Source organism: Pseudoduganella sp. S-14 (assembly GCF_049913285.1).
In the GTDB taxonomy this organism is placed as follows: Bacteria; Pseudomonadota; Gammaproteobacteria; order Burkholderiales; family Burkholderiaceae_D; genus Rugamonas.
The window spans coordinates 5,707,256-5,729,079 of sequence record NZ_CP183991.1 but is presented as its reverse complement, the minus strand read 5'-3'; the positions used below and the strand labels follow the sequence as shown (position 1 = coordinate 5,729,079).

21 protein-coding genes are annotated in these 21,824 nt (G+C 63.1%); 13 read left to right on the top strand and 8 right to left on the bottom strand.

The genetic code is table 11. The features are described from left to right. Positions 1–7: 7 nt before the first annotated feature. The 3 genes from ACN9MZ_RS26440 to ACN9MZ_RS26430 form a co-directional block, all read right to left on the bottom strand. On the bottom strand, positions 8–742 hold the full coding sequence (locus ACN9MZ_RS26440) for a hypothetical protein (protein WP_426339788.1): 735 nt from the start codon (positions 740–742) through the stop codon (positions 8–10). A gap of 92 nt (positions 743–834) precedes the next feature. After that, complete coding sequence (locus ACN9MZ_RS26435; protein ID WP_426339787.1) at positions 835–2,535, bottom strand: TRAP transporter large permease; 1,701 nt, start codon at positions 2,533–2,535, stop codon at positions 835–837. Next, positions 2,532–3,074, bottom strand: a complete 543-nt coding sequence (locus ACN9MZ_RS26430; protein ID WP_426339786.1) for a TRAP transporter small permease subunit — start codon at positions 3,072–3,074, stop codon at positions 2,532–2,534. Before ACN9MZ_RS26430 ends, ACN9MZ_RS26435 begins: the two co-directional genes overlap by 4 nt. Before the next feature lie 248 nt (positions 3,075–3,322). Between ACN9MZ_RS26430 and ACN9MZ_RS26425 the strand changes: the two genes are divergently transcribed. From ACN9MZ_RS26425 to ACN9MZ_RS26415, 3 genes are all read left to right on the top strand, one after another. Next, a complete protein-coding gene (locus ACN9MZ_RS26425; RefSeq protein ID WP_426339785.1) occupies positions 3,323–3,637 on the top strand; it encodes a metalloregulator ArsR/SmtB family transcription factor in 315 nt (104 codons plus the stop codon). An 85-nt stretch (positions 3,638–3,722) separates the two neighbouring features. Next, positions 3,723–4,391 (top strand): class I SAM-dependent methyltransferase, encoded by a 669-nt coding sequence (locus ACN9MZ_RS26420; protein ID WP_426339784.1) that lies wholly within the window; start codon positions 3,723–3,725, stop codon positions 4,389–4,391. Then, positions 4,388–4,879 (top strand): hypothetical protein, encoded by a 492-nt coding sequence (locus tag ACN9MZ_RS26415; RefSeq protein ID WP_426339783.1) that lies wholly within the window; start codon positions 4,388–4,390, stop codon positions 4,877–4,879. The genes ACN9MZ_RS26420 and ACN9MZ_RS26415 overlap by 4 nt, the downstream gene beginning before the upstream one ends. Here the strand turns inward: ACN9MZ_RS26415 and argH are convergent. After that, the gene (argH, locus tag ACN9MZ_RS26410) at positions 4,861–6,258 is read right to left on the bottom strand and encodes an argininosuccinate lyase (protein WP_426339782.1); all 1,398 of its coding nucleotides are present in this window, start codon (positions 6,256–6,258) and stop codon (positions 4,861–4,863) included. The two genes, ACN9MZ_RS26415 and argH, sit on opposite strands and share 19 nt — an antisense overlap. 62 nt (positions 6,259–6,320) lie before the next feature. On the opposite strand from argH, the gene ACN9MZ_RS26405 reads away from it, so the two are divergent. The 6 genes from ACN9MZ_RS26405 to ACN9MZ_RS26380 all read left to right on the top strand — a co-directional run bounded on the left by ACN9MZ_RS26405 (position 6,321) and on the right by ACN9MZ_RS26380 (position 12,528). Then, positions 6,321–6,842, top strand: a complete 522-nt coding sequence (locus ACN9MZ_RS26405; protein WP_426339781.1) for a hypothetical protein — start codon at positions 6,321–6,323, stop codon at positions 6,840–6,842. A 67-nt stretch (positions 6,843–6,909) separates the two neighbouring features. Continuing rightward, a complete protein-coding gene (locus tag ACN9MZ_RS26400) occupies positions 6,910–8,382 on the top strand; it encodes a cyanophycinase (RefSeq protein WP_426339780.1) in 1,473 nt (490 codons plus the stop codon). Positions 8,383–8,451: 69 nt separating this feature from the next. Next, positions 8,452–9,915, top strand: a complete 1,464-nt coding sequence (locus tag ACN9MZ_RS26395; RefSeq protein WP_426339779.1) for a DUF4331 domain-containing protein — start codon at positions 8,452–8,454, stop codon at positions 9,913–9,915. A 12-nt stretch (positions 9,916–9,927) separates the two neighbouring features. Beyond that, on the top strand, positions 9,928–10,170 hold the full coding sequence (locus tag ACN9MZ_RS26390; RefSeq protein ID WP_426339778.1) for a hypothetical protein: 243 nt from the start codon (positions 9,928–9,930) through the stop codon (positions 10,168–10,170). Between the two features lie 7 nt (positions 10,171–10,177). Further along, a complete protein-coding gene (locus ACN9MZ_RS26385) occupies positions 10,178–11,407 on the top strand; it encodes a hypothetical protein (RefSeq protein WP_426339777.1) in 1,230 nt (409 codons plus the stop codon). After that, positions 11,404–12,528, top strand: a complete 1,125-nt coding sequence (locus ACN9MZ_RS26380; RefSeq protein WP_426339776.1) for a HupE/UreJ family protein — start codon at positions 11,404–11,406, stop codon at positions 12,526–12,528. Before ACN9MZ_RS26385 ends, ACN9MZ_RS26380 begins: the two co-directional genes overlap by 4 nt. Here ACN9MZ_RS26380 and ACN9MZ_RS26375 read toward each other — a convergent pair whose 3' ends face one another. Together ACN9MZ_RS26375 and ACN9MZ_RS26370 are read right to left on the bottom strand one after the other, a co-directional pair. Continuing rightward, a complete protein-coding gene (locus tag ACN9MZ_RS26375; protein ID WP_426339775.1) occupies positions 12,529–13,215 on the bottom strand; it encodes an anti-sigma factor in 687 nt (228 codons plus the stop codon). It lies immediately after the preceding gene. Beyond that, complete coding sequence (locus ACN9MZ_RS26370) at positions 13,212–13,766, bottom strand: sigma-70 family RNA polymerase sigma factor (RefSeq protein WP_426339774.1); 555 nt, start codon at positions 13,764–13,766, stop codon at positions 13,212–13,214. The genes ACN9MZ_RS26375 and ACN9MZ_RS26370 overlap by 4 nt, the downstream gene beginning before the upstream one ends. 92 nt (positions 13,767–13,858) lie before the next feature. Between ACN9MZ_RS26370 and ACN9MZ_RS26365 the strand changes: the two genes are divergently transcribed. After that, on the top strand, positions 13,859–15,265 hold the full coding sequence (locus ACN9MZ_RS26365) for a M64 family metallopeptidase (protein ID WP_426339773.1): 1,407 nt from the start codon (positions 13,859–13,861) through the stop codon (positions 15,263–15,265). Between the two features lie 48 nt (positions 15,266–15,313). Here ACN9MZ_RS26365 and parC read toward each other — a convergent pair whose 3' ends face one another. Then, entirely contained in the window at positions 15,314–17,656 is a 2,343-nt protein-coding gene (gene parC, locus ACN9MZ_RS26360) for a DNA topoisomerase IV subunit A (protein WP_426339772.1), read from the bottom strand. Between the two features lie 128 nt (positions 17,657–17,784). Beyond that, positions 17,785–19,785: a DNA topoisomerase IV subunit B gene (locus tag ACN9MZ_RS26355; protein ID WP_426339771.1), complete on the bottom strand. Its 2,001-nt coding sequence runs from the start codon at positions 19,783–19,785 to the stop codon at positions 17,785–17,787. A 128-nt stretch (positions 19,786–19,913) separates the two neighbouring features. Here ACN9MZ_RS26355 and ACN9MZ_RS26350 point away from each other — a divergent pair, with 128 nt between their 5' ends. The 3 genes from ACN9MZ_RS26350 to ACN9MZ_RS26340 all read left to right on the top strand — a co-directional run bounded on the left by ACN9MZ_RS26350 (position 19,914) and on the right by ACN9MZ_RS26340 (position 21,824). After that, positions 19,914–20,729, top strand: coding sequence for a response regulator (locus tag ACN9MZ_RS26350; RefSeq protein WP_426339770.1), 816 nt, complete (start codon positions 19,914–19,916; stop codon positions 20,727–20,729). Between the two features lie 103 nt (positions 20,730–20,832). After that, positions 20,833–21,543: a TorF family putative porin gene (locus ACN9MZ_RS26345; protein ID WP_426339769.1), complete on the top strand. Its 711-nt coding sequence runs from the start codon at positions 20,833–20,835 to the stop codon at positions 21,541–21,543. Positions 21,544–21,734: 191 nt separating this feature from the next. Next, entirely contained in the window at positions 21,735–21,824 is a 90-nt protein-coding gene (locus ACN9MZ_RS26340) for a potassium-transporting ATPase subunit F (protein ID WP_426339768.1), read from the top strand.

The window sequence follows — 21,824 nt, the reverse complement described above, 5'->3', positions numbered from 1 at the left end:
CGCCGCTTTATTGCGGTGCGGCGCCGGCAGGTGACGCTGCGGACTCTTGCTGCGGCGCTACCGGAATGGCCTGCAGCGACATTTCACGCAGCTTGCCCAGCACGGCCTTGTCCTTGACCAGCGTGACCGGGCTGATCTTGCCCATTTCCTGATTGACCAGGTAAGCCACCAGTGCGCCCGCAATGGCGCCGCCGGCGGCGGCTTGTCCATAGCTGAGGCTGCTATTTTTGACCACGGCACGGCCGGCCAACGCACCTGCTCCCCCCGCGGCTGCCATCAGGCCGACACTGATTTTCTTCGTGACCGGGTCCTTGACGTAGCCGACATCGGCACAGCCGACACCTGCGGCAGGCGCCTCGTGCGGCACGCCTTCCATTGAGGTGTACATGTAAATATAAGGCATCTTCTGCGGATCGTTGGGGATATAGAAGCCGCCGTCGTTGTAGCCGCGCTTGGCGCCGGGGTTCCCTGGCTGGAACATGGAGATGCCGCCTTGAGGGGCGCGGTAATAAGTGCCATCCGCATCCTCTTTTTCCGATACGTATGGACCTCGCTCCAGGCGGGTTTCTGTCACCAGTTTCAGGATGCCGGCTTCGTCGACCGCCGTCATTGCCTCAGGCAGTTGGATGCAGGTAATGTTGGCCGGTGTGGCCAGCTGGTCAGGTGCGATCAGCGGGGCATTGGTGGCGCAGCCGCCCAGCATGGTGCTGGCGGCCAGTGGGAACAGCAGTTTCTTGTACATGAATATCCTGTGGTATCGGCCATAAACGGACCTGTGGCCACAGGATAATTACTTTACTGAAAGATTTCAATAAGATAAGCAAATTTGCTAATCTACTTTTTCTTTTCTTCCTCCGGCTGCGAGAAGTTCAGCTCCGGCTGCTGTTCGTCATCCTGCTTTTGCGCAGGCAGCGATTCCGGAGCCGCCGGCTGTTCGATATGCAGGTCGCCCGACTCCACCTTGCCGCCGACGCCCCGGTCCAGGAAGGCGGTGACGGTTTGCGGCAGCGCAGCCACCAGCAGCACCATCAGCATTTGCAGGCCGACCCAGGGCAGGGCGCCCCAGTAGATATCCGAAGACTTCACTTCCTTGGGCGCCACGCCGCGCAGGTAGAACAGCGCGAAGCCGAAAGGCGGGTGCATGAAGGAGGTTTGCATGTTCACGCACAGCATCACGCCGAACCATACCAGCGCCGCCGATGCCGCCGCCTCCGGACTGCCCATCAGCGGCTCCAGTTGCGGCGCCAGCACCTTCTGCGCCACCGGCGCCAGCATCGGCACCACGATGAAGGCGATCTCGAAGAAGTCGAGGAAGAAGGCCAGGAAGAACACGAACAGGTTCACCACCAGCAGGAAGCCGATCCAGCCGCCCGGGATGCCGTTGAACAGGTGTTCCACCCACAACCCGCCGTCCACGCCCTGGAACACCACGGAGAAGCAGGTGGAGCCGATCAGGATGAACACCACCATTGCCGTCAGGCGCATGGTGGACTGGTAGCTCAGGACGATCAGGTCGCGCAAGGACTTGATCTGGCTGGCGCGGATCACGATCCAGGCCACGCACACGTACAGTACGGCCAGCGCGCCCTGCACGACAGGCTTGGCGCCCTCCACAAAGGCACCCAGCAATGCCGCGGCGGCCAGGGCCGCCATGCCGATGCGGAAGAAGATCTTGTCGCGACCGTTGAATTCCGGATGGCGCAGGGCTGCCAGGATCACCGCGCCCAGTGCACCCATGGCGCCCGATTCGGTCGGCGTCGCAACGCCCAGCATCATGGTGCCCAGCACCATGAAGATCAGTACTGCGGCCGGCACGATGCCTTGCAGGCATTGCTTCCACAGCGCCCAGCCGCGCGGGCCCAATTCGTTCTGCGGCGCCGGCGGCAGCCATTCCGGCTTCACGCGCGACAGGATGAAGGTGTACAGCGCGAACAGGCCGATCTGCACCAGCGAAGGGCCCCAGGCGCCCAGGTACATGCTGCCGACGTCGGCCGCAGCGGTCGGGGTCTTGAGCTGGTCGGCCAGCACCACCAGCACCAGCGACGGCGGCACCAGCTGGGTGATGGTGCCGGAAGCGGCCAGCACGCCGGTGGCGTAGCGCATGTGGTAACCGTAGCGCATCATCACCGGCAGCGAGATCATGGCCATGGCGATCACCTGCGCCGCCACAGTGCCGGTAATTGCGCCAAGGATGAAGCCGACGATGATCACCGAGTAGCCCAGGCCTCCGCGCACGCCGCCAAACAGGCGCCCCATGGAGTCGAGCATGTCCTCCGCCAGGCGGCACTTTTCCAGCACCGCGCCCATGAAGGTAAAGAAGGGGATCGCCAGCAGCAGGTCGTTGGCCAGCACGCTGCCGAATATCCTTTGCGGCACCGCCTGCAGGAAGGGTACGCCGAAGAAGCCCTGCGCAATCGCGATAAAGCCGAAGAACAGGCCGACCGCCAGCAGCGAGAACGCTACCGGGAAGCCGACCAGCATGAATACGACCAGGCCACCGAACATCAGCGGCGGCATCATCTCCAACGGAATCATTGCACGGGCCTTTCGTATTTGCTGTCCAGGTTGGCTTGGCCGGTGAGGTGGGCGATGCGCTTGATCAGTTCAGAAATGCCTTGCAAGGTGAGCAGGGCAAAACCGATCGGCACCACGAATTTGATCGGCCAGCGCGCCAGGCCGCCGGCGTTGCTCGATTGTTCCATGATGGCCCAGGAAGGCAGGAACAATGATTCCCACGACAGCCAGGCAAACAGGATGCAGGCCGGGAACAGGAAGAAGATGATGCCGAAGATGTCGATCCAGAGTTGCTTGCGCTCGGAGACGTGGCCGTAGACCAGATCGACGCGCACATGTTCATTGCGCTGGAAGGTGTAGCTGGCGCCCAGCATGACGGCGGCGCCAAACAGGTACCACTGCATTTCGAGCAGGGCGTTGGAACTCCAGTCGAAGCCATAACGGATCATGGCGTTGCTGGCGCTGATGAAGCATGAGGCGAGGATCATCACATTGGCCAGCTGACCGCAACGATAGCCGATGCGGTCAAGCCAATGCGACAGGCGAAGAAAATCCTGCATTGCGTCTCCTGGTAATTGGATTATTTATTGCAAGGATATTAGCCGAGAATCCCCCCAAATTGAATCGCTGCCCAGCGACGGTTGACGTTTCGCCACGAAAAAACTGGACAGGTAACAATTAAGCATTTAAGATATTCGTTAAATGCTTAATTAAATAAAAGTAGTACTCCGGCATTGGCTGGAGCGCCCGTCGGGTATAGACTAGAGGCCTCGCCGCGCATTGCGGTGCCCCTCAACAGAAAACCAGCATGTCGGACAAAGTATTTGAAGCATTGGCATCGTCGCCACGTCGACTGATCCTCGCCTATCTCTCTGAACACGAGATGACGGCCGGGGAGGTGGCTGCCCGCTTTGAAATGAGTGCGCCTGCGGTTTCCCGTCATTTGTCCGTCCTCGAAGGTGCAGGGTTGGTCAGCAGCGAGCGTCGCGGCCAGTATGTCTATTACAAGCTGATGTCCGACAACCTCGTCAATACGCTGACGCAGTTTGCCTTTGCGCTGTGCCCGGTCGCCGGTCCAATCAAGCGCGAAAGCAAGGCCAGGAAAAAGGCCGGCGAAGCGTAAACCGCCAGTACACGCAGACCGCAATGATGGCCTTTCATGGGCCAGGGTTTCTTGCACGCTTTTTTTGACTTAAAGGGGGCAACGCATGGACGTTGGGGCATACCGCAACGGAGTCAAGGCTTACACGCCTTTCTTCCTTCATTGCTACGATCTTCTGGTGATCGGCATCTTTACCAGGTATTTCTGGCAGTGCGAGGGGCAGCGTTATATCGACATCTACCGCCGGCATGCCGGGCGCCGCCATGCCGATATCGGCGTGGGCACCGGATACTTCCTGGACCATGCCGGGCTTGACGAGGGAAGGCAGCAGATTGCCCTGATCGACCTGAATCCGAACTGCCTGCGCCACACGGCACAGCGCCTGCAGCGCTACGTCCCCGAATGCCATGTGCGCAACGCCTTCGAGCCCATTGTCATCGGCGGCACGGTCGATTCAATCTGTATCGGCGGCCTGATTCACTGCGCGCCGGGGACGATGCGCGACAAGGGCCGCATTTTCGACGCCATTGCGCCGCTGTGCGCACCTGGGACGACGCTGTTCGGCTACACGCTGCTTGGCAAGGATGCGCCGATGTCCTGGTACGCCAGGGCCCTGATGGGCTTCATGAACTGGCTGAAAGTGGTGGACAACCGAGACGACTCGCTGGACGCCCTGCACGCCGAATTATCGCAACGATTCAGCCAGGTCGAAGTCTGGCTGGTTGGATGTAACGCTTTCTTCACTGCCAAAAACCATAAGGATGCTACAAGATGAACATCGCTCAAACGGAACGCATCATCGACGCCGACATCGCGGAAGTATGGGATAAAGTCTGCTTTTACGAGGAAGTGAAAGCCAGGCCGAACTGGTTCCTGCGCTGGACCTTGCCCCTGCCCGTGAGGACAGTCGGCGACCACAAGACGGTAGGCACCCTGTGCCGGTGCGAGTATGGGGACGGGCAGTACATCATGAAGCGCATCACGAAGTCGACGCATAACGCTGCGCTTGAATTCAGCGTGACCGAAGCCAGCGAACAGTTCCAGCGCCATCTTGCGTTGAAGGGAGGCAGCATCCATTTGACCCGCCTGTCCGGCAGCCAGACGCTGGTGAACATGGCCACCAGCTACCAGCCCAAAGGTTCGGATAGCGCGTTGCGGCGCTTGCTCGTGGATCTCGTGATCCGGTCCATGCACCGCTTCGTGATGCGGGACATGGCGGAGAGCATCCGCCACGCCCGCAAGGCTCAACCTGCCAACTGCTGACGCACGCGGGAAATCGCCGCGCGCACCTGGTTCGGCGCCGTGCCGCCGACGTGGTCGCGCGCAGCCACCGAGCCTTCCAGCGTCAGCACCGCAAACACATCCTCGCCCACCAGCGGCGAGAAGGCACGCAACTGATCCAGCGACATCTGTGCCAGGTCGATCTTCAGGTCGTCGCACGCCCGCACCGCATGCGCCACTGCTTCGTGCGCGTCGCGGAACGGCAAGCCCTTCTTCACCAGGTAGTCGGCCAGGTCGGTCGCAGTGGCGTAGCCCTGCAGCGCGGCCGAACGCATCGCCTCCGGCTTGACGGTGATGCCGCCCGCCATGTCGGCGAAGATGCGCAAGGTGTCGACCACGGTGTCGACGGTGTCGAACAGCGGCTCCTTGTCTTCCTGGTTGTCCTTGTTGTAAGCCAGCGGCTGGCCTTTCATCAGGGTCAGGAGGCCCATCAGGTGGCCGTACACGCGGCCGGTCTTGCCGCGCGCCAGTTCCGGCACATCCGGGTTTTTCTTCTGCGGCATGATCGAGGAGCCGGTGCAGAAACGGTCGGCGATGTCGATAAAGCCGACGCGTGGGCTCATCCAGATAATCAGTTCTTCCGACATGCGCGACACGTGCATCATGACCAGCGAGGCGGCGGCGGTGAACTCGATCGCGAAGTCGCGGTCCGACACGGCATCCAGCGAGTTGTGGCACACATCGTCGAAGCCAAGGGTCTTGGCCACGCGCAGGCGGTCGATCGGGAAGGTGGTGCCGGCCAGTGCGGCGGCGCCCAGCGGCAGGCGGTTCACGCGCTTGCGGCAATCCTGCATGCGCTCGACGTCGCGGCCGAACATTTCAACGTAGGCCAGCATGTGGTGGCCGAAGGTGATCGGCTGCGCCACCTGCATATGGGTGAAGCCGGGCAGGATCACGTCCGCATTCTTCTCGGCCAGGTCGACCAGGGCGCCGCGCAGCTGCTGCAGCAGGCCGGTGATGTCGTCGATCGCCGAGCGCACGTACAGGCGGATGTCGGTGGCCACCTGGTCGTTGCGGGAGCGGCCGGTGTGCAGGCGCTTGCCGGCGTCGCCAACCAGCTCGGTCAGGCGCTTTTCGATATTCAGGTGCACGTCTTCCAGGTCAAGCTGCCACTCGAACTGGCCGCCGTCGATTTCGGCGCCGACCTGGGCCAGGCCGTTCTGGATCGCAGCCAGGTCGGCGGCCGGGATGATGCCCTGGGCAGCCAGCATGTCGGCGTGCGCCAGGGAACCCTGGATGTCGGCCTTGGCCATGCGCTTGTCAAAAAACACCGAGGCGGTGTAACGTTTCACGAGGTCGGAAACAGGTTCGGAGAAGCGAGCGGACCAGGCTTCCGCCTTCTTGGAGAATTGATCTGTCATAGTGGCTTTGCGGTGAGATTTGCACGAGAAATTCAAACGATTATAAATTAGTAGGAGAGTCAATGAAGAAGTTGGCAAGTTTGCTACTGTTGGTGCTGGCCAGCGGTAGCGCCTTCGCGCAGGGTGCGCGGGCGTCCGACGGGGCATCCGTGGACAGCATCGTGGCCGCCCTGTACGACACCATATCCGGCCCCGCCGGCAAGGCGCGCGACTGGGACCGCCTGCGTTCCCTGTTCCGCAACGATGGCCGCATGGTGGTGCACAGCAGCGGCAAGGATGGCGTGCTCAATACCCGGGTATTGTCGCTGGAAGACTACATCACCCGCGTGACGCCGGTGTTTGCGAAGGAGGGCTTCTACGAATCCGAACTTGCACGCAGGGGTGAGGAATATGGACAGATTGCCCAGGTCTTCAGCACCTATGAAGCGCGCCACGCGCCGGCGGACAAGCCTTTTGTGCGCGGCATCAATTCGATCCAGCTGGTGAACGACGGCAAGCGTTGGTGGATTTCGCAACTCCTGTGGCAGCCGGAAGGGGAAAAGATCCCGCTGCCGGAGCGCTACCTGAAGCCGCAATTAAATTAAGTGTGCACGGGCGCGCGATAGGGTTTTACTCCACCGTTGCGTCCGGCTACACTGTCGGAAAGTCCAGATGTCTAGCAGCGATGCCAGTGAGCAAGCAGAACAGGAGGCCATCGTGAAGCTGTACTCCCCCGCCGGCCTGGCCCGTTTGGGCCTGACCTTGCTAGCCGCCTGCGGCCTTCCTATCCACGCCCGCGAAGCGCCGCCCAGGAATCCCGTCCCGGCAACGACCGGGCGCACCAGCACCACGCCGCCGCCGGACGCGCCATCCAGGCCGCCTTCGACGCCGCCTTCGACTCCCGCTCCATTGCCCGATACGGTCGCCCCGGTGCGCATCGTGGCGGGCGCCAGTGCTACCGTCAGCGGCGGATCGGCCGCCATCGCACCTTCTCCCGTGGCGGCGCACCAGGGCTCGCTGGTCATCATCGGCGGCGGCCTGCGCGGCGACAATGCCGACGTGTGGCAGCGCGTGGTGAAACTGGCGGGCGGCAAGGGCTCGCGCATCGCCGTCTTCCCTTCTGCTGCAGGCAATCCGGAACGTTCGGCCCAGACCATCATCGGCTACCTGCGCAAGTGGGGGGCGGATGCCTTCCTGGTGCCGGTTGCGGTGCGCCTGGCCGGCAGCGATTACCGGAAGAACGCCGATGACGCAGCATTGGCGAAGAAGATCCGCGAATCGGACGGCGTCTATTTTGCCGGCGGCGACCAGGGGCGCATCACCAAGGCGCTGTTGCGGGAGGACGGCACCCAGACCGCGGTGCTGGAGGCGGTGTGGGACGTGTACCGCCGTGGCGGCGTGATTGCCGGCTCCTCGGCCGGTGCGGCCATCATGAGCAGCACCATGTTCGCCAATCCGAAAGCCGTCTTGTCGATGCTGCAGACCGGCATTGCCGATGGGCGCGAGCTGGGCCCGGGCCTTGGCTTCATCGGCGACGACGTGTTCGTGGACCAGCATTTGCTGGTGCGCGGCCGCTTTGCGCGCATGATCCCGGCCATGCTGGCCAAGGGTTACCAGATCGGCCTTGGCATCGATGAGGACAGCGCGATGGTGGTGAATGCCCAGCGCGAGGTGGAAATCATCGGTTACAAGGGGGCGCTGCTGATCGACCTGTCGCGCGCGGAGTGGGACAAGGAAGCGCCGCACTTCGGCGTGCGCAATGCCGTGATCAGCTATCTCGACCGGGGCGACAAATTCAATATCGGCACCCATATGTTCCTGCCGTCCAACGACAAGGCGGGCGGCCGCATCGACCCGACGCGCACCCTGGGCCGCGGGGCCGTGTTCAGCAACGACGTGCTGGGCAATAGCGCCGTGATCGACCTGATGGAACGGCTGATCGACAGCAATCAGGAAGAGGCGATCGGTATCGCCAGCGGTAACCCGCGTGCCAGCGGGACCGAGGTCGGCTTCGAGTTCCGTTTCACCAAGACGCCTGAGACGGTGGGCTATGTCTCCAGCGTGGCTGAGGCGTATTCGGTGCTGAATATCCGCCTCGATATCCGGCCTATCGAAATCACGCGGCCGCTATACAAATATAAATGACGGCTTTTTGAATCCGGCGGCGGCGCCGCCGCGTATATGCCATGGCAACCAACCACACGGGAGGAAACCATGGCACCCATCAAGCAAGCCGCTGTTCAGTTAGCCCTGCTGTCGGCCCTGGCGCCGGCGGCGCAGGCATCGAGCCACCGCGAAGCACCATTCATCACGCGCGAACCCAAGGTCGACGGGACAGACTTCTACATGTTTCGCAGCTACGAGCCGGGGCGCGAGCAGTTCGTGACCCTGATCGCCAACTACGTGCCCTTGCAGGATGCGTATGGCGGACCGAATTTCTTCACCATGGATCCGGATGCGCTGTACGAGATCCACATCGATAACAACGGCGATGCGCGGGAAGACCTGACTTTCCAGTTCCGCTTCACCAATACTTTCAAGAATGCGGCGTTCACGGTGGGCGGCAAGAAAGTGCCGATTCCGCTGGTGATCAATGGCGGGCCGATTAACGAGGTGAATGCGGCCGGCCTGAACGTGCGCGAGACCTATACGGTGGACGTGGTGCGCGGCGACCGGCGCGGCGTGCGCCAAGCGGTGCGCATGGCGGGCAACGGCGCCATGGTGTTCGACAAGCCAATCGACAATATCGGCAACAAGTCGATTCCCGATTATGCGGGATATGCTGGCAAGCATGTCTATACCGTGAATATTCCCGGCTGCGAGGTGCCGGCGCGCCTGTTTGTCGGGCAGCGCAAGGATTCGTTCGTGGTCAACCTGGGCGAAACCTTTGACCTGATCAATATCAAGGCGCCTGCGGTGGAATTCCTGGCCAATGCGGAGAAGAATGCGCGCGACGACCTGGACGACAAGAACGTGACGTCCATCGAGATGGAAGTGGCGGCCCGCTGCCTTACTTCCGGTACGGAGCCGGTGATTGGCGGCTGGACCACGGCCAGCCTGCGCCAGGGACGGCTGATCAATCCTAATGGCGGCTCGAAGGAGGGCGGCGCGTGGACGCAGGTGTCGCGGCTCGGCATGCCGCTGGTGAACGAGGTAGTGATCGGCCTGAAGGACAAGGACCGCTTCAACCACAGCAAGCCTGTGCAGGATGGGCAGTTTGCGGACTACGTCACCAATCCGACCTTGCCGGCGCTGGTGGAAGTGCTGTTCGGCAGCGCGGGCGCCAAGGCACCTGTCAATTTCCCGCGCAATGACCTGGTTACGGTGTTCCTTACCGGCGTGCCCGGGCTTAACCAGCCTGCGCGCGTGAAGGCATCGGAGATGCTGCGCCTGAATACTTCGGTCGCGCCGGTTGCAAAGGGCGCGCAGAAACGGCTGGGCGTGATCGATGGCGATAACGCCGGCTTCCCCAACGGACGCCGGCCGGGCGACGACGTGGTCGATATCGCCTTGCGCGTGGTCATGGGCAAGCTGTGCACGCTGAACCTCGGCTGCGCGCCCGGCGACGCGCCGGCGGGGTCTATCCGCTTTACCGATGGCGCTTTCCTGGACGACAGCTTCTTCAGCGCTGGCTTCCCCTACCTGAAGACGCCGATCCCCGGCTCGCCGCAGCAATAGGGGGGCGCGATCATGAAACGCCTTTGTCTTGCCATGGCGGCCGTGCTGCTGGCCGGCTGCGGCGGCGGTGGTAGCGATGCCGCTTCGTCGATGTCGATATCCGATCCGGTGCCGGCCCCGCCGCCGCCCGCCGACACCTTCATCTCCGCCCTCGTTGCGCTGGTCCGCAGCGCGCTTGAATCCACCGAGCCCGCCGATGTCGATGGCGTTGCGCTGGGCCAGCCGGACGGCGGTGAGCCGGTCGCGCTGGAGTGAGGCCGGCATGAAGCCCGCTACCTGCATCATTCGCGTGGCCGCATCGGCCTTCGCCGCCGTTGCGGCCACGGCGCTTCCGCTGCGCGCCCTGGCCGCGCCGTTTGTGCCGCAATCCGGCTCCCAGGTCGTGGAGACGCTGCCGCGCCGGGGCGATGCCCCCGATGCGGCATTGCGCCGCCAGCGTGCGCAGATAGCCGCTGCGCCGCACGATCCTGTCCTTGCCGCAGAAGCTGCGCGGCAGTACATTGAGCGTGGCCGCGCGTTGGGCGATCCACGCTATTTCGGCTACGCGCAAGCTGTGTTGGCTCCCTGGTGGAAATCTGCTGCGCCGCCGGTCCCGGTATTGCTGCTGCGCGCGACGCTGCTGCAATCGAGCCATCGCTTCGCCGAGTCGATCCGCGACCTGGGTGCCGTCACGCGCGCAGACCCGGCTAACGCCCAGGCCTGGCTGACGCTGGCGACAGTGCAGGTGGTGCGGGGCGAGTACGACGCGGCCGTTCGCAACTGCGGACGGCTCTCGTCGCTGGCCAGCCAACTGGCCAGCATGACCTGCCTTGCCAACGCCCGCGCCGCCAGCGGCCAGCTTGCAGCCAGCGAACACCTGCTGGCGCTGGTCATCGAACGCTCGGGCGGGGGCCAGGACGCATTGCCTGCATCGGACGCCGGCTTGCGGCTCTGGGCCTTGACGCTTTTCGGCGAACTGGCATATCGGCGCGCCGATGCCGTGCGCGCAGAAGAGCGTTTTCGCCTGGGGCTCGGCCTGGCGCCGGGCGATAGCTACTTGCTTGGCGCTTATGCCGACCTTTTGCTGGACCAGGGACGCGGCGAGGAAGTGCAGGCGCTGCTGCGCAAGCACCTTCGCATCGATGGCCTGCTGCTGCGACACACGATCGCCGCGTCGCTTTCCGCCCCGGCCTCGCCGGCCGTGACAAACGCCGTCGCAGATTTGCAGGCGCGCTTCGATGCGGCTGCCCGCCGTGGCGACGCTATCCACCAGCGTGAACAGGCCCGTTTCGAACTGCATTTGCGCCATGACGCGCGCGCTGCGCTGCAGCTGGCGCTGGCCAACTGGCAAGTGCAGAAAGAGCCCGCAGACCTGCGCATACTGCTGGAAGCGGCACTCGCGGCGCGCGATCCAGCGGCAGCCCGCCCGGCGCTGGGATGGCGCCGCCGGCATGGCCTTGAGGATAGCCAGACCGCTTCGTTGGCGCGGCAGCTGGAAGGCGGCGCACTATGATCGCCCGGGAATTCCACGCATGCAGGCTGGCCGCACTGATCTTCCTGTCCTTGCTGCTGGCCGCCGGCACGGCGCACGCCCACAAGCCAAGCGACAGCTACCTGGCGCTGCGCCTGGCGACTGCTGTCCCGGCGGCGCGCCAGCAGCGCCTTGTCGACGGCCGCTGGGACATTGCCTTGCGCGACCTCGATTTCGCCCTTGAACTGGATGCCGATGGCGACGGCAAGCTGACGTGGGATGAAGTCCGGTCCCGGCATGCTGACATCGCCTCCTATGCCATGCCACGCCTCGGCCTGGCGCCGGGCTGCCGGCTGCGCGTGACAGGCCAGCAAATCGACCGCCATACTGACGGCGCTTACTCCGTCCTGTTGCTTCAAGGCGAATGCGAAAGCGGCGCCGCCTTCGCCATCGACTACCAGCTGTTCGCCGACCTGGATGCGCAGCATCGCGGCATGGCCAGCATTACGGTCGACGGCCGCACGCAATCGGCCGTGCTGGGCGGCGAGCGCACGAGGCTCGCAGCAGGCGAGGGCGATGGCAGCGGCAACGCGTGGCAACAGGCCGGCAGCTACCTGCACCACGGCATCTGGCACATCTGGACCGGCTACGACCACATCCTGTTCCTGCTTTCCCTGTTGCTGCCGGCGGTGCTGGCAAAAGGCTGGCGGCCGGCGGGTGTGGATGTGCTGCGCGTCGTCACGGCCTTCACGTTCGCACACTCCATCACGCTTTCGCTCGCCGCGCTGCAAGTGGTCGCGCTGCCAAGCCGCCTGATCGAAACCGCTATCGCGGCCTCGGTCGCGGTCGCGGCGCTGAACAACATCTGGCCTCTGGTGCAAGGCAGGCGCTGGCTGGCCGCCTTCGCCTTCGGGCTGTTGCACGGCTTCGGTTTTGCGGGAGTGCTTGGCGACCTTGGCCTGCCCAAAGGCTCGACGATACTCGCGCTGGCAGCGTTCAACGCGGGCGTCGAACTGGGACAGCTGGCAATTGTGGCGGCCTTCCTGCCGCTTGCATTCGCCATGCGCCGCAGCTGGATCTACCAACAGCTGATGGTGAAGGCCGGCTCGGCGGGCATCGCCGTGCTGGCCATGTTGTGGATCGTCGAACGGGCGACTGTGTAATTACATGGCTCGAACCCACGGGCCTTTGTACAGCACAGGCCCGGTCGGCCCGTTCGGATCGGGCGATCCGCCGCGCGGCTCCAGCGAGATCGCCAGCATCACGACGTCGTCGCCGACAGCGCCCGGCGCGAGCGCGAACGTCGCACGCCCATCGCTTCCCAGTACGCCCAGTGAACGTGGAGATCCCTTCTTCGGAATCGCCCACAACTGCAATGCCCGGTCGACCGGCACCGGTGCGCCGCCGACGATATGGGCCTGCAGCAGGCGCTTGCTGGTGTCGGCCTTCACCAGCAGCGCAGGCTGCGCTTGCTGGTCGGTCAGCGTCGCGACCAGGTCATAGCTGGGCCCGCGCAACTGCTGCAAGCTGATCGTCACCACCAGCGCCGCCGCCACCGCGGCCGATGCCGTTCCGAGCCCGAAGCCGCGCCAGAAATGCCAGCTGCTGCGTTCCGGCTTCAGGTGCAGGCGCATTTCGATATTGCGCCAGAGCTGGGGCGATGGCTCGGCCGTGCGCACCAATTCATGCATCGGCAGCAGGCGGCGCTCCCATTCCTTGACCAGCATGCGCAGGGCAGCATCAGTGTACATCCAGCCTTCGAAGCGGCGGCGTGCGCCGCCGCGCAAGGTGCCAAGAACGTATTCGGCGGCCAGCTTGTCGCGCAAGGCATCGTTGCCGCGGATCTTCACGGGGCTTCTCCTTGCGACAGGCAATGCTTGAGCTTTTCCATGCCGCGCCGAATCCATGTCTTGATCGTGCCGACCGGCAGCGACAGGCGCTGCGCCACTTCGGTGTGCGACAGGTCATGGAAGAAGGCGAGGCTGATCGCCAGCCGGTGCAAGCCTTCCAGCCGCGCCATGCAAGCAATGAGCGCGCGGGCGTCGCTGCTCATTTCACTCGCCTCGGCGGGTGAGCTTGCGTACTCGTCGCGAAATGCTTCATGATCCAGTTCCACCGTATGGTCCGTGCGGCGCAGGATATCCAGCGCCTTGTTGCGGACTATGGCAGCCATCCACGTCAGCGGCGCTGCCAGGCCGGCCTGGTAGTGCGGCGCCGCGTGCCAGATCGACACGAAGCCTTCCTGCAGCGCTTCCTCGGCCAGTTCCCGCTTCTGCAATATACGCAGGGCAAAGCCAAACAGTTTCGGCGCGGCTGCATCGTACAGCGCGCGAAACGCCACGGCATCCTGGCGGCCGGCCGCTGCCAGCCATGTTCTTAGCTGTTCGGGTTCGATAGGCATGGGGCCATCTTATGCCGGGCTTACGGGGCGGTCTACTGTATTCCGCAAAGCAAAGCTACAATAACCGCCACCAAAACCACACTGGAGACTTCATGTCGTACCTGAACCGATTGCTGGCGGGAGCGGCGCTCAGCACCGTGGCCGGCCTTGCGCTGGCGGCACAACCTGCGACCGTGCGCCTTGACTATATGCACACGGGTAACGCGCTAAACGAAAGTTATGCGATCGAACAAGTTGTGATTGAACCGCTGCCATGGCCCGGCGATATGTCCAAGACAATCGATACCACCAACCGAGGCGTGAACAAGGTTGAAGTGGCGGACGCCAAGACCGGCAAGGTGCTGTACACCCGCACTTTCTCCACCATTTTTGTTGAGTGGAAGTCGACCGAGGAGGCGGGCAAGCTGACGCGCGGATTCCATGAGTCGGTGCGCTTCCCCAAGCCTGACCGCCCGGTCAAGGTGCGCATCCTGAAGCGTGATGAGCGCAATGAATTTTCCGTGGTGTGGAGCGTGGACGTCGATACCGATGCGATGGACGTGGTGCGCAAGCAGGATGTGGCTCCCGCCAAGCCGATCCCGATCCGTGTCAACGGGCCGAGCGAGAAGAAGGTGGACTTGCTGATCCTGGGCGACGGCTACACCAAAGCCGACATGGCCAAATTCGAAGCGCGTGCACGCAAGCTGTCCGAATACCTGTTCACGGTATCGCCGTTCAAGGAGCGGGCCAAGGACTTCAACGTATGGGCGATGGCGGTGCCGACGCAGGAAAGCGGCGTGTCGCGCCCTTCCACCAATACACACCATGCGTCCAGGCTGGGTACCCGCTATGACATCTTCGGCAGCGAGCGTTATGTGCTGACCATCGATAACCGCGCGCTGCGCGAGATTGCGCAGCATGCGCCGTATGAGTTCATCGAGATCTTGGTCAACAACGATACTTACGGCGGTGGCGGCATTTACGGGCAGTTCAGCACCGCTGCCGCGGATAACGATTGGGCGAACTATCTGTTCGTGCACGAATTCGGCCACCACTTCGCGGGACTGGCGGATGAGTATTACACCTCGCCGGTGGCTTACGCCACGGGCGGCGTGCGCATGGAGCCCTGGGAACCGAACGTGACGGCCTTGCTGGATCCGGCCAATGTCAAGTGGAAGAAATTTGTGACGCCGGGGACTACGTTGCCGACTGCCTGGCCGAAGGCGGAATACGAGGCGCATTCACGCGAGTACCAGAAGATCCGAGCGCAACTGCGCAAGGATAATCGTCCGGAAGCGGAGATGAGCAAGTTGTTCAAGGAGGACCTGGCCTGGACCAACGCGCTGTTCTCGAAAGCGCCGAACCGTAAGGCCGTGGGAGCGTTCGAAGGCGCCAATTACGAAGCGACGGGCTACTATCGTTCGCAACAGCAGTGCCTGATGTTTGACCGCAGCGAAGAGTTTTGCGCGGTGTGCAGCGATGCGGTACAGGAGACGATTGACCTGTACGCGCCGCGTTAAACCGGCAAGTCTGGGTCAGACCCAAGGGTCTGACCCAGGTTTACCGGTTCAGGTGTTCGGCGCCAACCCGGTCGGCTTGATCCGCACCGGCATCGGCTTGCCCTTGCGAGCACGCTTGCCGAAGTGCGGCGCCAGAGCCGTCGGCCCCATGCGATCTTCCTTCGCTTTCTGCGCATTGCCGATACCCTGCACGGTCACGCCCTTGTCGGTGATCGCGCAAGCAGCAACCAGCTTCTCCTTATCGGCCAGATCCATCAGGATCACGCCGCGGCCGCCGTTGGACAGCACCTTCATCTCGTCCATGCCGAACACCAGCAGGTTCGATTTCTCGGAAATGACCGCCACCGCGCTCGCGCCATCGGCCACCATGGTCGGCGGCAGCGGCCTCGCGCCTTCATCCAGCGTAATGAACGACTTGCCACCCTTCAGTCGCGACACCATATCGCCAGCCTTGGCGATAAAGCCATAGCCTGCATCGGAGGCCAGCAGCAGCTGCTTGTCGCCATTGCCCGCGAAGTAGTGCAGCAGTCGCGCGCCGCCCGACAGGTCGACCAGCGTGGTAATCGGTACGCCGTCGCCGCGCGCATTAGGCAGGGCGGCTACCGGCACTGAATAAACCTTGCCATTGTCGCCGAAGCCCAGCAGGGTATCGACTGTACGGCACTCGAATGCGCCGTACAGCGAATCGCCGGCCTTGAAGGTGAACTGCGCCGGATCGTGGCCGATGCCGGACCGCGCGCGCACCCAGCCTTTTTCGGAAATGATCACGGTCACCGGTTCGTCGGCCACCTTCTGTTCAACCACGGCCTTCTGTGCTTCCTCGATCAGGGTGCGGCGCGCGTCGCCGTAAGTCTTGGCGTCGCCGTCAATTTCCTTGATGACCAGGCGGCGCAGGGTGGACGGATTGTCCAGCACGTCCTGCAGGCCTTCGCGCTCCTTGCGCAGCTCGGCCAGTTCCTGTTCGATCTTGATCGCTTCCAGGCGTGCCAGTTGGCGCAAACGGATTTCCAGGATGTCTTCAGCCTGGCGGTCCGACAGCTTGAAGCGTTCGATCAGAGCCGCCTTCGGCTCGTCCGAATTGCGGATGATGGCGATGACCTCATCGATGTTCAGCAGGACGATCTGGCGGCCTTCCAGGATATGGATGCGCTCATCGACCTTGTTCAAGCGGAACTGGGTGCGGCGGGTCACGGTGGCGAAGCGGAATTCGATCCACTCGCCCAGGATTTCGCCGATGCCTTTCTGGCGCGGGCGGCCATCGCCGCCGATCATCACCAGGTTCATCGACGCCGAAGTCTCCAGCGAGGTATGCGCCAGCAGCATGTGCATGAACTCAGTCTGGTTCTGGTTCTTCGATTTAGGCTCGAACACCAGGCGCACCGCGGCCTCGCGGCCGGATTCGTCGCGCACCTTGTCCAGTTGGCCAAGCAGCAGCCCTTTTAGCGCAACCTGTTCCGGCGACAGGGCCTTCTTGCCCAGCTTGACCTTTGGATTGGTCAGTTCTTCGATTTCTTCCAGCACCTTCTGCGATGAAGTACCTGGGGGAAGTTCGTATACGACGGCTTGCCACTGGCCGCGCGCCAGTTCTTCGATCTTCCAGCGTGCGCGTACCTTCATCGAGCCGCGGCCGGACGCGTACATGTCGTCCAGTTGCGCGCGCGGGGTGATCAGCTGGCCGCCACCCGGGAAGTCCGGGCCAGGGATCAGTTCCATCAGTTCCGCGTGGCTGATCTTCGGATTGCGGATCATCGCCACGGCAGCTTTCGCCACCTCGGTGAGGTTATGCGAAGGGATCTCGGTCGCCAGGCCCACGGCGATACCGGAGGCGCCGTTCAGCAGCACCATCGGCAGGCGTGCAGGCAGCAGGGCCGGCTCTTCGTACGAGCCGTCGTAGTTCGGGATGAAGTCCACGGTGCCCTGGTCGATTTCGTCCAGCAGCAGGCGCGAGATCGGGGTCAAACGGGCTTCGGTGTATCGCATTGCCGCAGCGCCGTCGCCGTCGCGCGAGCCAAAGTTGCCCTGGCCGTCGATCAGCGGATAGCGCAGCGAGAAATCCTGCGCCATGCGCACCAGCGCGTCGTACACCGACTGGTCGCCGTGCGGGTGCAATTTGCCCAGCACGTCGCCGACCACGGTGGCGGACTTGCGCGGCTTGGCGGTCGGGCCCAGGCCCAGTTCATTCATCGAGTACAGGATGCGGCGCTGCACCGGCTTCTGGCCGTCGCACACGTCCGGCAGGGCGCGGCCCTTGACCACGGAAATGGCGTAATCCAGGTAGGCGCGCTCGGCGAAGGTCGAAAGGGTCAGCGATTCGCCGCCGTCATCACCGCCGCTGCCACCGTTTGGCGGCAGTTCCGGGGTTGGTTCGTCAAAGAGATTTGCTTGAGTCATAGTTTTTACTTTCTAACTGGTAATTCGGCCGGGTGGCCGTCCCGTCTGACCCGCGAAGTCAGACACCAGGCCCGCACCGGTCGCGTACCAATGTCTGACCGCGCGGGTCAGACACTGCTTTACCGGTTTTAGATGTCCGCTTCCACCTCGTTGCCGTGTTCTTCAATCCACGCACGGCGGGCGGCGGCTTCGCCTTTGCCCATCAGCATATTGAAGCGCGAGGAGGAGTAGCTGTGGTCGAAATCGCCCAGCGACACCGGCAGCAGGCGGCGGGTGTCCGGGTTCATGGTGGTTTCCCACAGTTGCTCGGCATTCATCTCGCCCAGGCCCTTGAAGCGGGAGATGGTCCAGGAACCTTCTTTCAGGCCATCCTTGCGCAACTTGTCCTCGATCGCCACCAGCTCGCCGTCGTCCAGCGCATACAGCTTCTGGATCGGCTTCTTGCCGCGCGCCGGTGCGTCAACGCGGTACAGCGGCGGACGCGCCACGCAGATGTGGCCTTTGTCGATCAGGGCCGGGAAGTGGCGGAAGAACAAGGTCAGCAGCAGCACCTGGATGTGGGAGCCGTCGACGTCCGCATCGGAGAGGATGCAGATTTTGCCGTAGCGCAGGCCGGACAGGTCAGGCGAATCGCCATGATTGTGCGGATCGACGCCGATCGCCACCGCGATGTCGTGGATTTCGTTGTTGGCGTACAGGCGGTCGCGGTCAGTCTCCCAGGAGTTCAACACCTTGCCGCGCAGCGGCAGGATGGCCTGGAATTCCTTGTCGCGGCCCATCTTGGCCGAACCGCCCGCCGAGTCGCCCTCGACCAGGAACAATTCGGTGCGGGTCATTTCGTCCGATTCGCAATCGGTCAGCTTGCCCGGCAATACAGCCACGCCGGACGACTTCTTCTTCTCGACCTTCTGCGCTGAGCGCAGGCGCGATTGGGCTTGCTTGATCACCAGCTCCGCCAGCTTCTTGCCGTAGTCGATGTGCTGGTTCAGCCACAGTTCCAGCGCCGGCTTGGAGAAGGTCGATACCAGGCGCACCGCATCGCGCGAGTTCAGGCGCTCCTTGATCTGGCCCTGGAATTGCGGGTCCAGCACCTTGGCCGACAGCACGAAGGAAGCGCGGGCAAACACGTCTTCCGGCAGCAGCTTCACGCCCTTCGGCAGCAGCGAGTGCAGCTCGACGAAGTTCTTCATTGCCCCGAACAGGCCTTCGCGCAGGCCCGATTCGTGGGTACCGCCGTTCGGGGTCGGAATCAGGTTGACGTAGGACTCGCGCACCACGGCACCTTCCTCGGTCCATGCCACCACCCAGGATGCGCCTTCGCCTTCGGCAAAGCCTTCCGCATCAGGTGTGGCGAACTGCTCGCCCTCGAACAGGGGGATCAGGGTTTCGCCGCCGGAGGTGGTTTGCGCCAGCTGCTCGTTCAGGTAGCCGCGCAGGCCGTCCTTGTACATCCAGGTCTGTTCGTCGCCGCTCTTGGCATTCTTCAGCGTGACCGATACGCCGGGCAGCAGCACGGCCTTGGAGCGCAGCAGGCGTTGCAGCTCGACCTGCGAGATCAGCGGCGAATCGAAATACTTGGCATCCGGCCAGGCGGTCACGCGGGTACCGGACTTCTTGCCGTCCTTCGGAGCCGGCTGGGAGCTCAATGGTTCGACCAGGTCGCCGTGTTCGAAGGCGATCTGGTGGAAACCGTTGCCGGCGTCGTCTTTACGCCACACTGCAATTTCCAGGCGCTTGGACAGTGCGTTGGTGACGGACACGCCGACACCGTGCAAGCCACCCGAGAAGGCGTAAGCGCCGCCCGAGCCCTTATCGAACTTGCCGCCCGCGTGCAGGCGGGTAAAGACGATTTCCACCGTCGGCACGTTTTCTTCAGGATGCAAGCCGACCGGAATGCCACGGCCGTCGTCTTCGACGGTGATCGAACCATCGGCATTCTGCGTCACAATGATATTTTTGCAATGGCCGCCCAATGCTTCATCGGAGGCATTGTCGATCACCTCCTGGATGATGTGCAGCGGGTTCTCGGTGCGGGTGTACATGCCCGGGCGCTGCTTGACGGGTTCCAGTCCTTTGAGGACGCGGATAGATGATTCGCTGTAGTCGGAAACTGGTTTTTTAGTGGCCATACGTGTTATTGGTAATGCAAAGTGCTGTGATTATATACAGTATTTTCCGGTTTGACGGATCGCATGCTTGCGCATTCTATCCGCTACGGCCGGTGGCGCAAGGGAATCGCGGCGTTAAAATGGGTTTTATGACTACAGATCGGCGCCCGTTCGCAGTCAGGCTGGTCGGCTTTCCCATGGAAGCCGAGCGCGCGCTCGCACGGGGACTGGCCAAGGCGCCCGCCGACGGACCGGCCTATCTCTGCCTGTCCGAAGACAGCCTGCAGGACCCCGATATCTTCCTGGCCAATGGCGCCGAGTTGAAAGCGCTGGCCGCCATCGCATCGCTGGCCGCAGGAGACATCCGGCCGGCGCTTGTGCTGGGCGCGACCGGGGTGCTCCTGCCTTACCCCAACCTGCCGCTGCCGGTGCAATGGAGCGCCATGTACGCCGAATTGGCCCGTCTGGTCGAGCGCCGGGCCGACGTGCTGGCCGGCCTGTCGGCTTCCGTCCACTCGCTGGTGCCGGAGCGCCGGCGCCGCGAACGGCTCGACCTGGACCTGACCGACCCCACCGTTTATGAAAAGATGCGCAAGCCGCGCCGCGAGGGCGCCGTGCTGTGCGTCGATGCCAACGCCAATTTCAGCGGGCAGCTGGATCAGTCCCTGAAACAGTTCGGCACTGCGGTGCTGTGGGCGGTGGACGGCGTGGCAGCGCTGGCGCTATGCCGCCAGCAGCCGGTGGCCGTGGTACTGGTCGACTTCGCCGCTCCGATCATCGACCATTACCTGCTGTGCGCGCAACTGCGCAGCCTGGAGGCGCAACCCGAAGTGATCTTCCTGGTGCAGTCGGCCCACGACTACGACCTGACGCGCGGCCGCGCCGCCGGCGCCGCCGGCATGCTGGACAAGCCGCTGGCTGAACACCAGGTGCAGGCGGTGCTGCGCAAATTCATGCGGCTGTAAATATTTTTATGCGGCGTTGATTTGTCGCTGCCTTCTATTTAGACCGTTTTTATGCGCCGATCGATACGCTTTCGTCACCTTCTTTTTTGACGAAAGTGAATGTATGAAGAACGCGTTTTTCCTGGCGGCGGCGATGCTGTCCGCTCCTGCCTTTGCCGATGATCTGAGCTTCAACGCTGCACTGACCAGCGACTACCGCTATCGCGGGATCTCGCAATCGCGCCTGCAGCCCGCGTTGCAGTCCGGCGCCGATTTTGCCGACAGCGCGACCGGCTGGTACGCGGGCGCCTGGGCGTCGACCATCAACTGGACGCGTGATGCCGGCGGGGCCGGCCGCGTGGAGCTGGATATCTACGGCGGCATGCGTGGCCAACTGACGGCAGATGTCAGCTACGACGCGGGCGTGCTGACCTATGTTTACAAGGGGCGCATCCCAGGCCTCGACAACCCTGACACGACGGAAATCTATGGCCAGCTTGGATACGGCCCGGCGACCTTGAAATACTCGCATCCCGTGACCAGCCTGTTCGGCTTCGCCGACAGCAAAAACTCCGGCTACCTGGACCTGGGCGCAAATATCGATGCAGGCGCCGGCTACACCATCAACCTGCACGCCGGCCACCAGCGCGTGAAGAGCAACGGCGCCGCCGACTACAGCGACTGGAAGCTGGGCGTGAGCAAGGACCTGGGCTTGGCCAGCGTGCAGCTGGCTGCCGTCGGCACCAATGCCGGCAAGGCAGCCTACGCCTCGCCAGCCAACGGCAAGTTCCTGGGCAAGAACGCCTTGCTGCTCACGGTCAGCCGGACCTTCTGATTTTTATATCTTGTTTACACGGGCTTGCCGAGTCTTTACACCGAATTTAGGCGTGTCTCGATAAGCTGGTTCACATGCAAACAAGACCTTTCGGGGAACCTGATGGACATCGTTTTTATTGGCGCAATCGTCGCCTTTTTCGTGCTGGTTGTCGCCATGGCGGCCGGTTGCGACAAGCTGGGAGGGAAGCAATGAATATCTTTTATCTCATCGGCTCCGGCGTCACGGCCGGCTTGCTGGTCTACCTGCTGGCTGCCCTTCTGAAAGCGGAGGATCTGTAA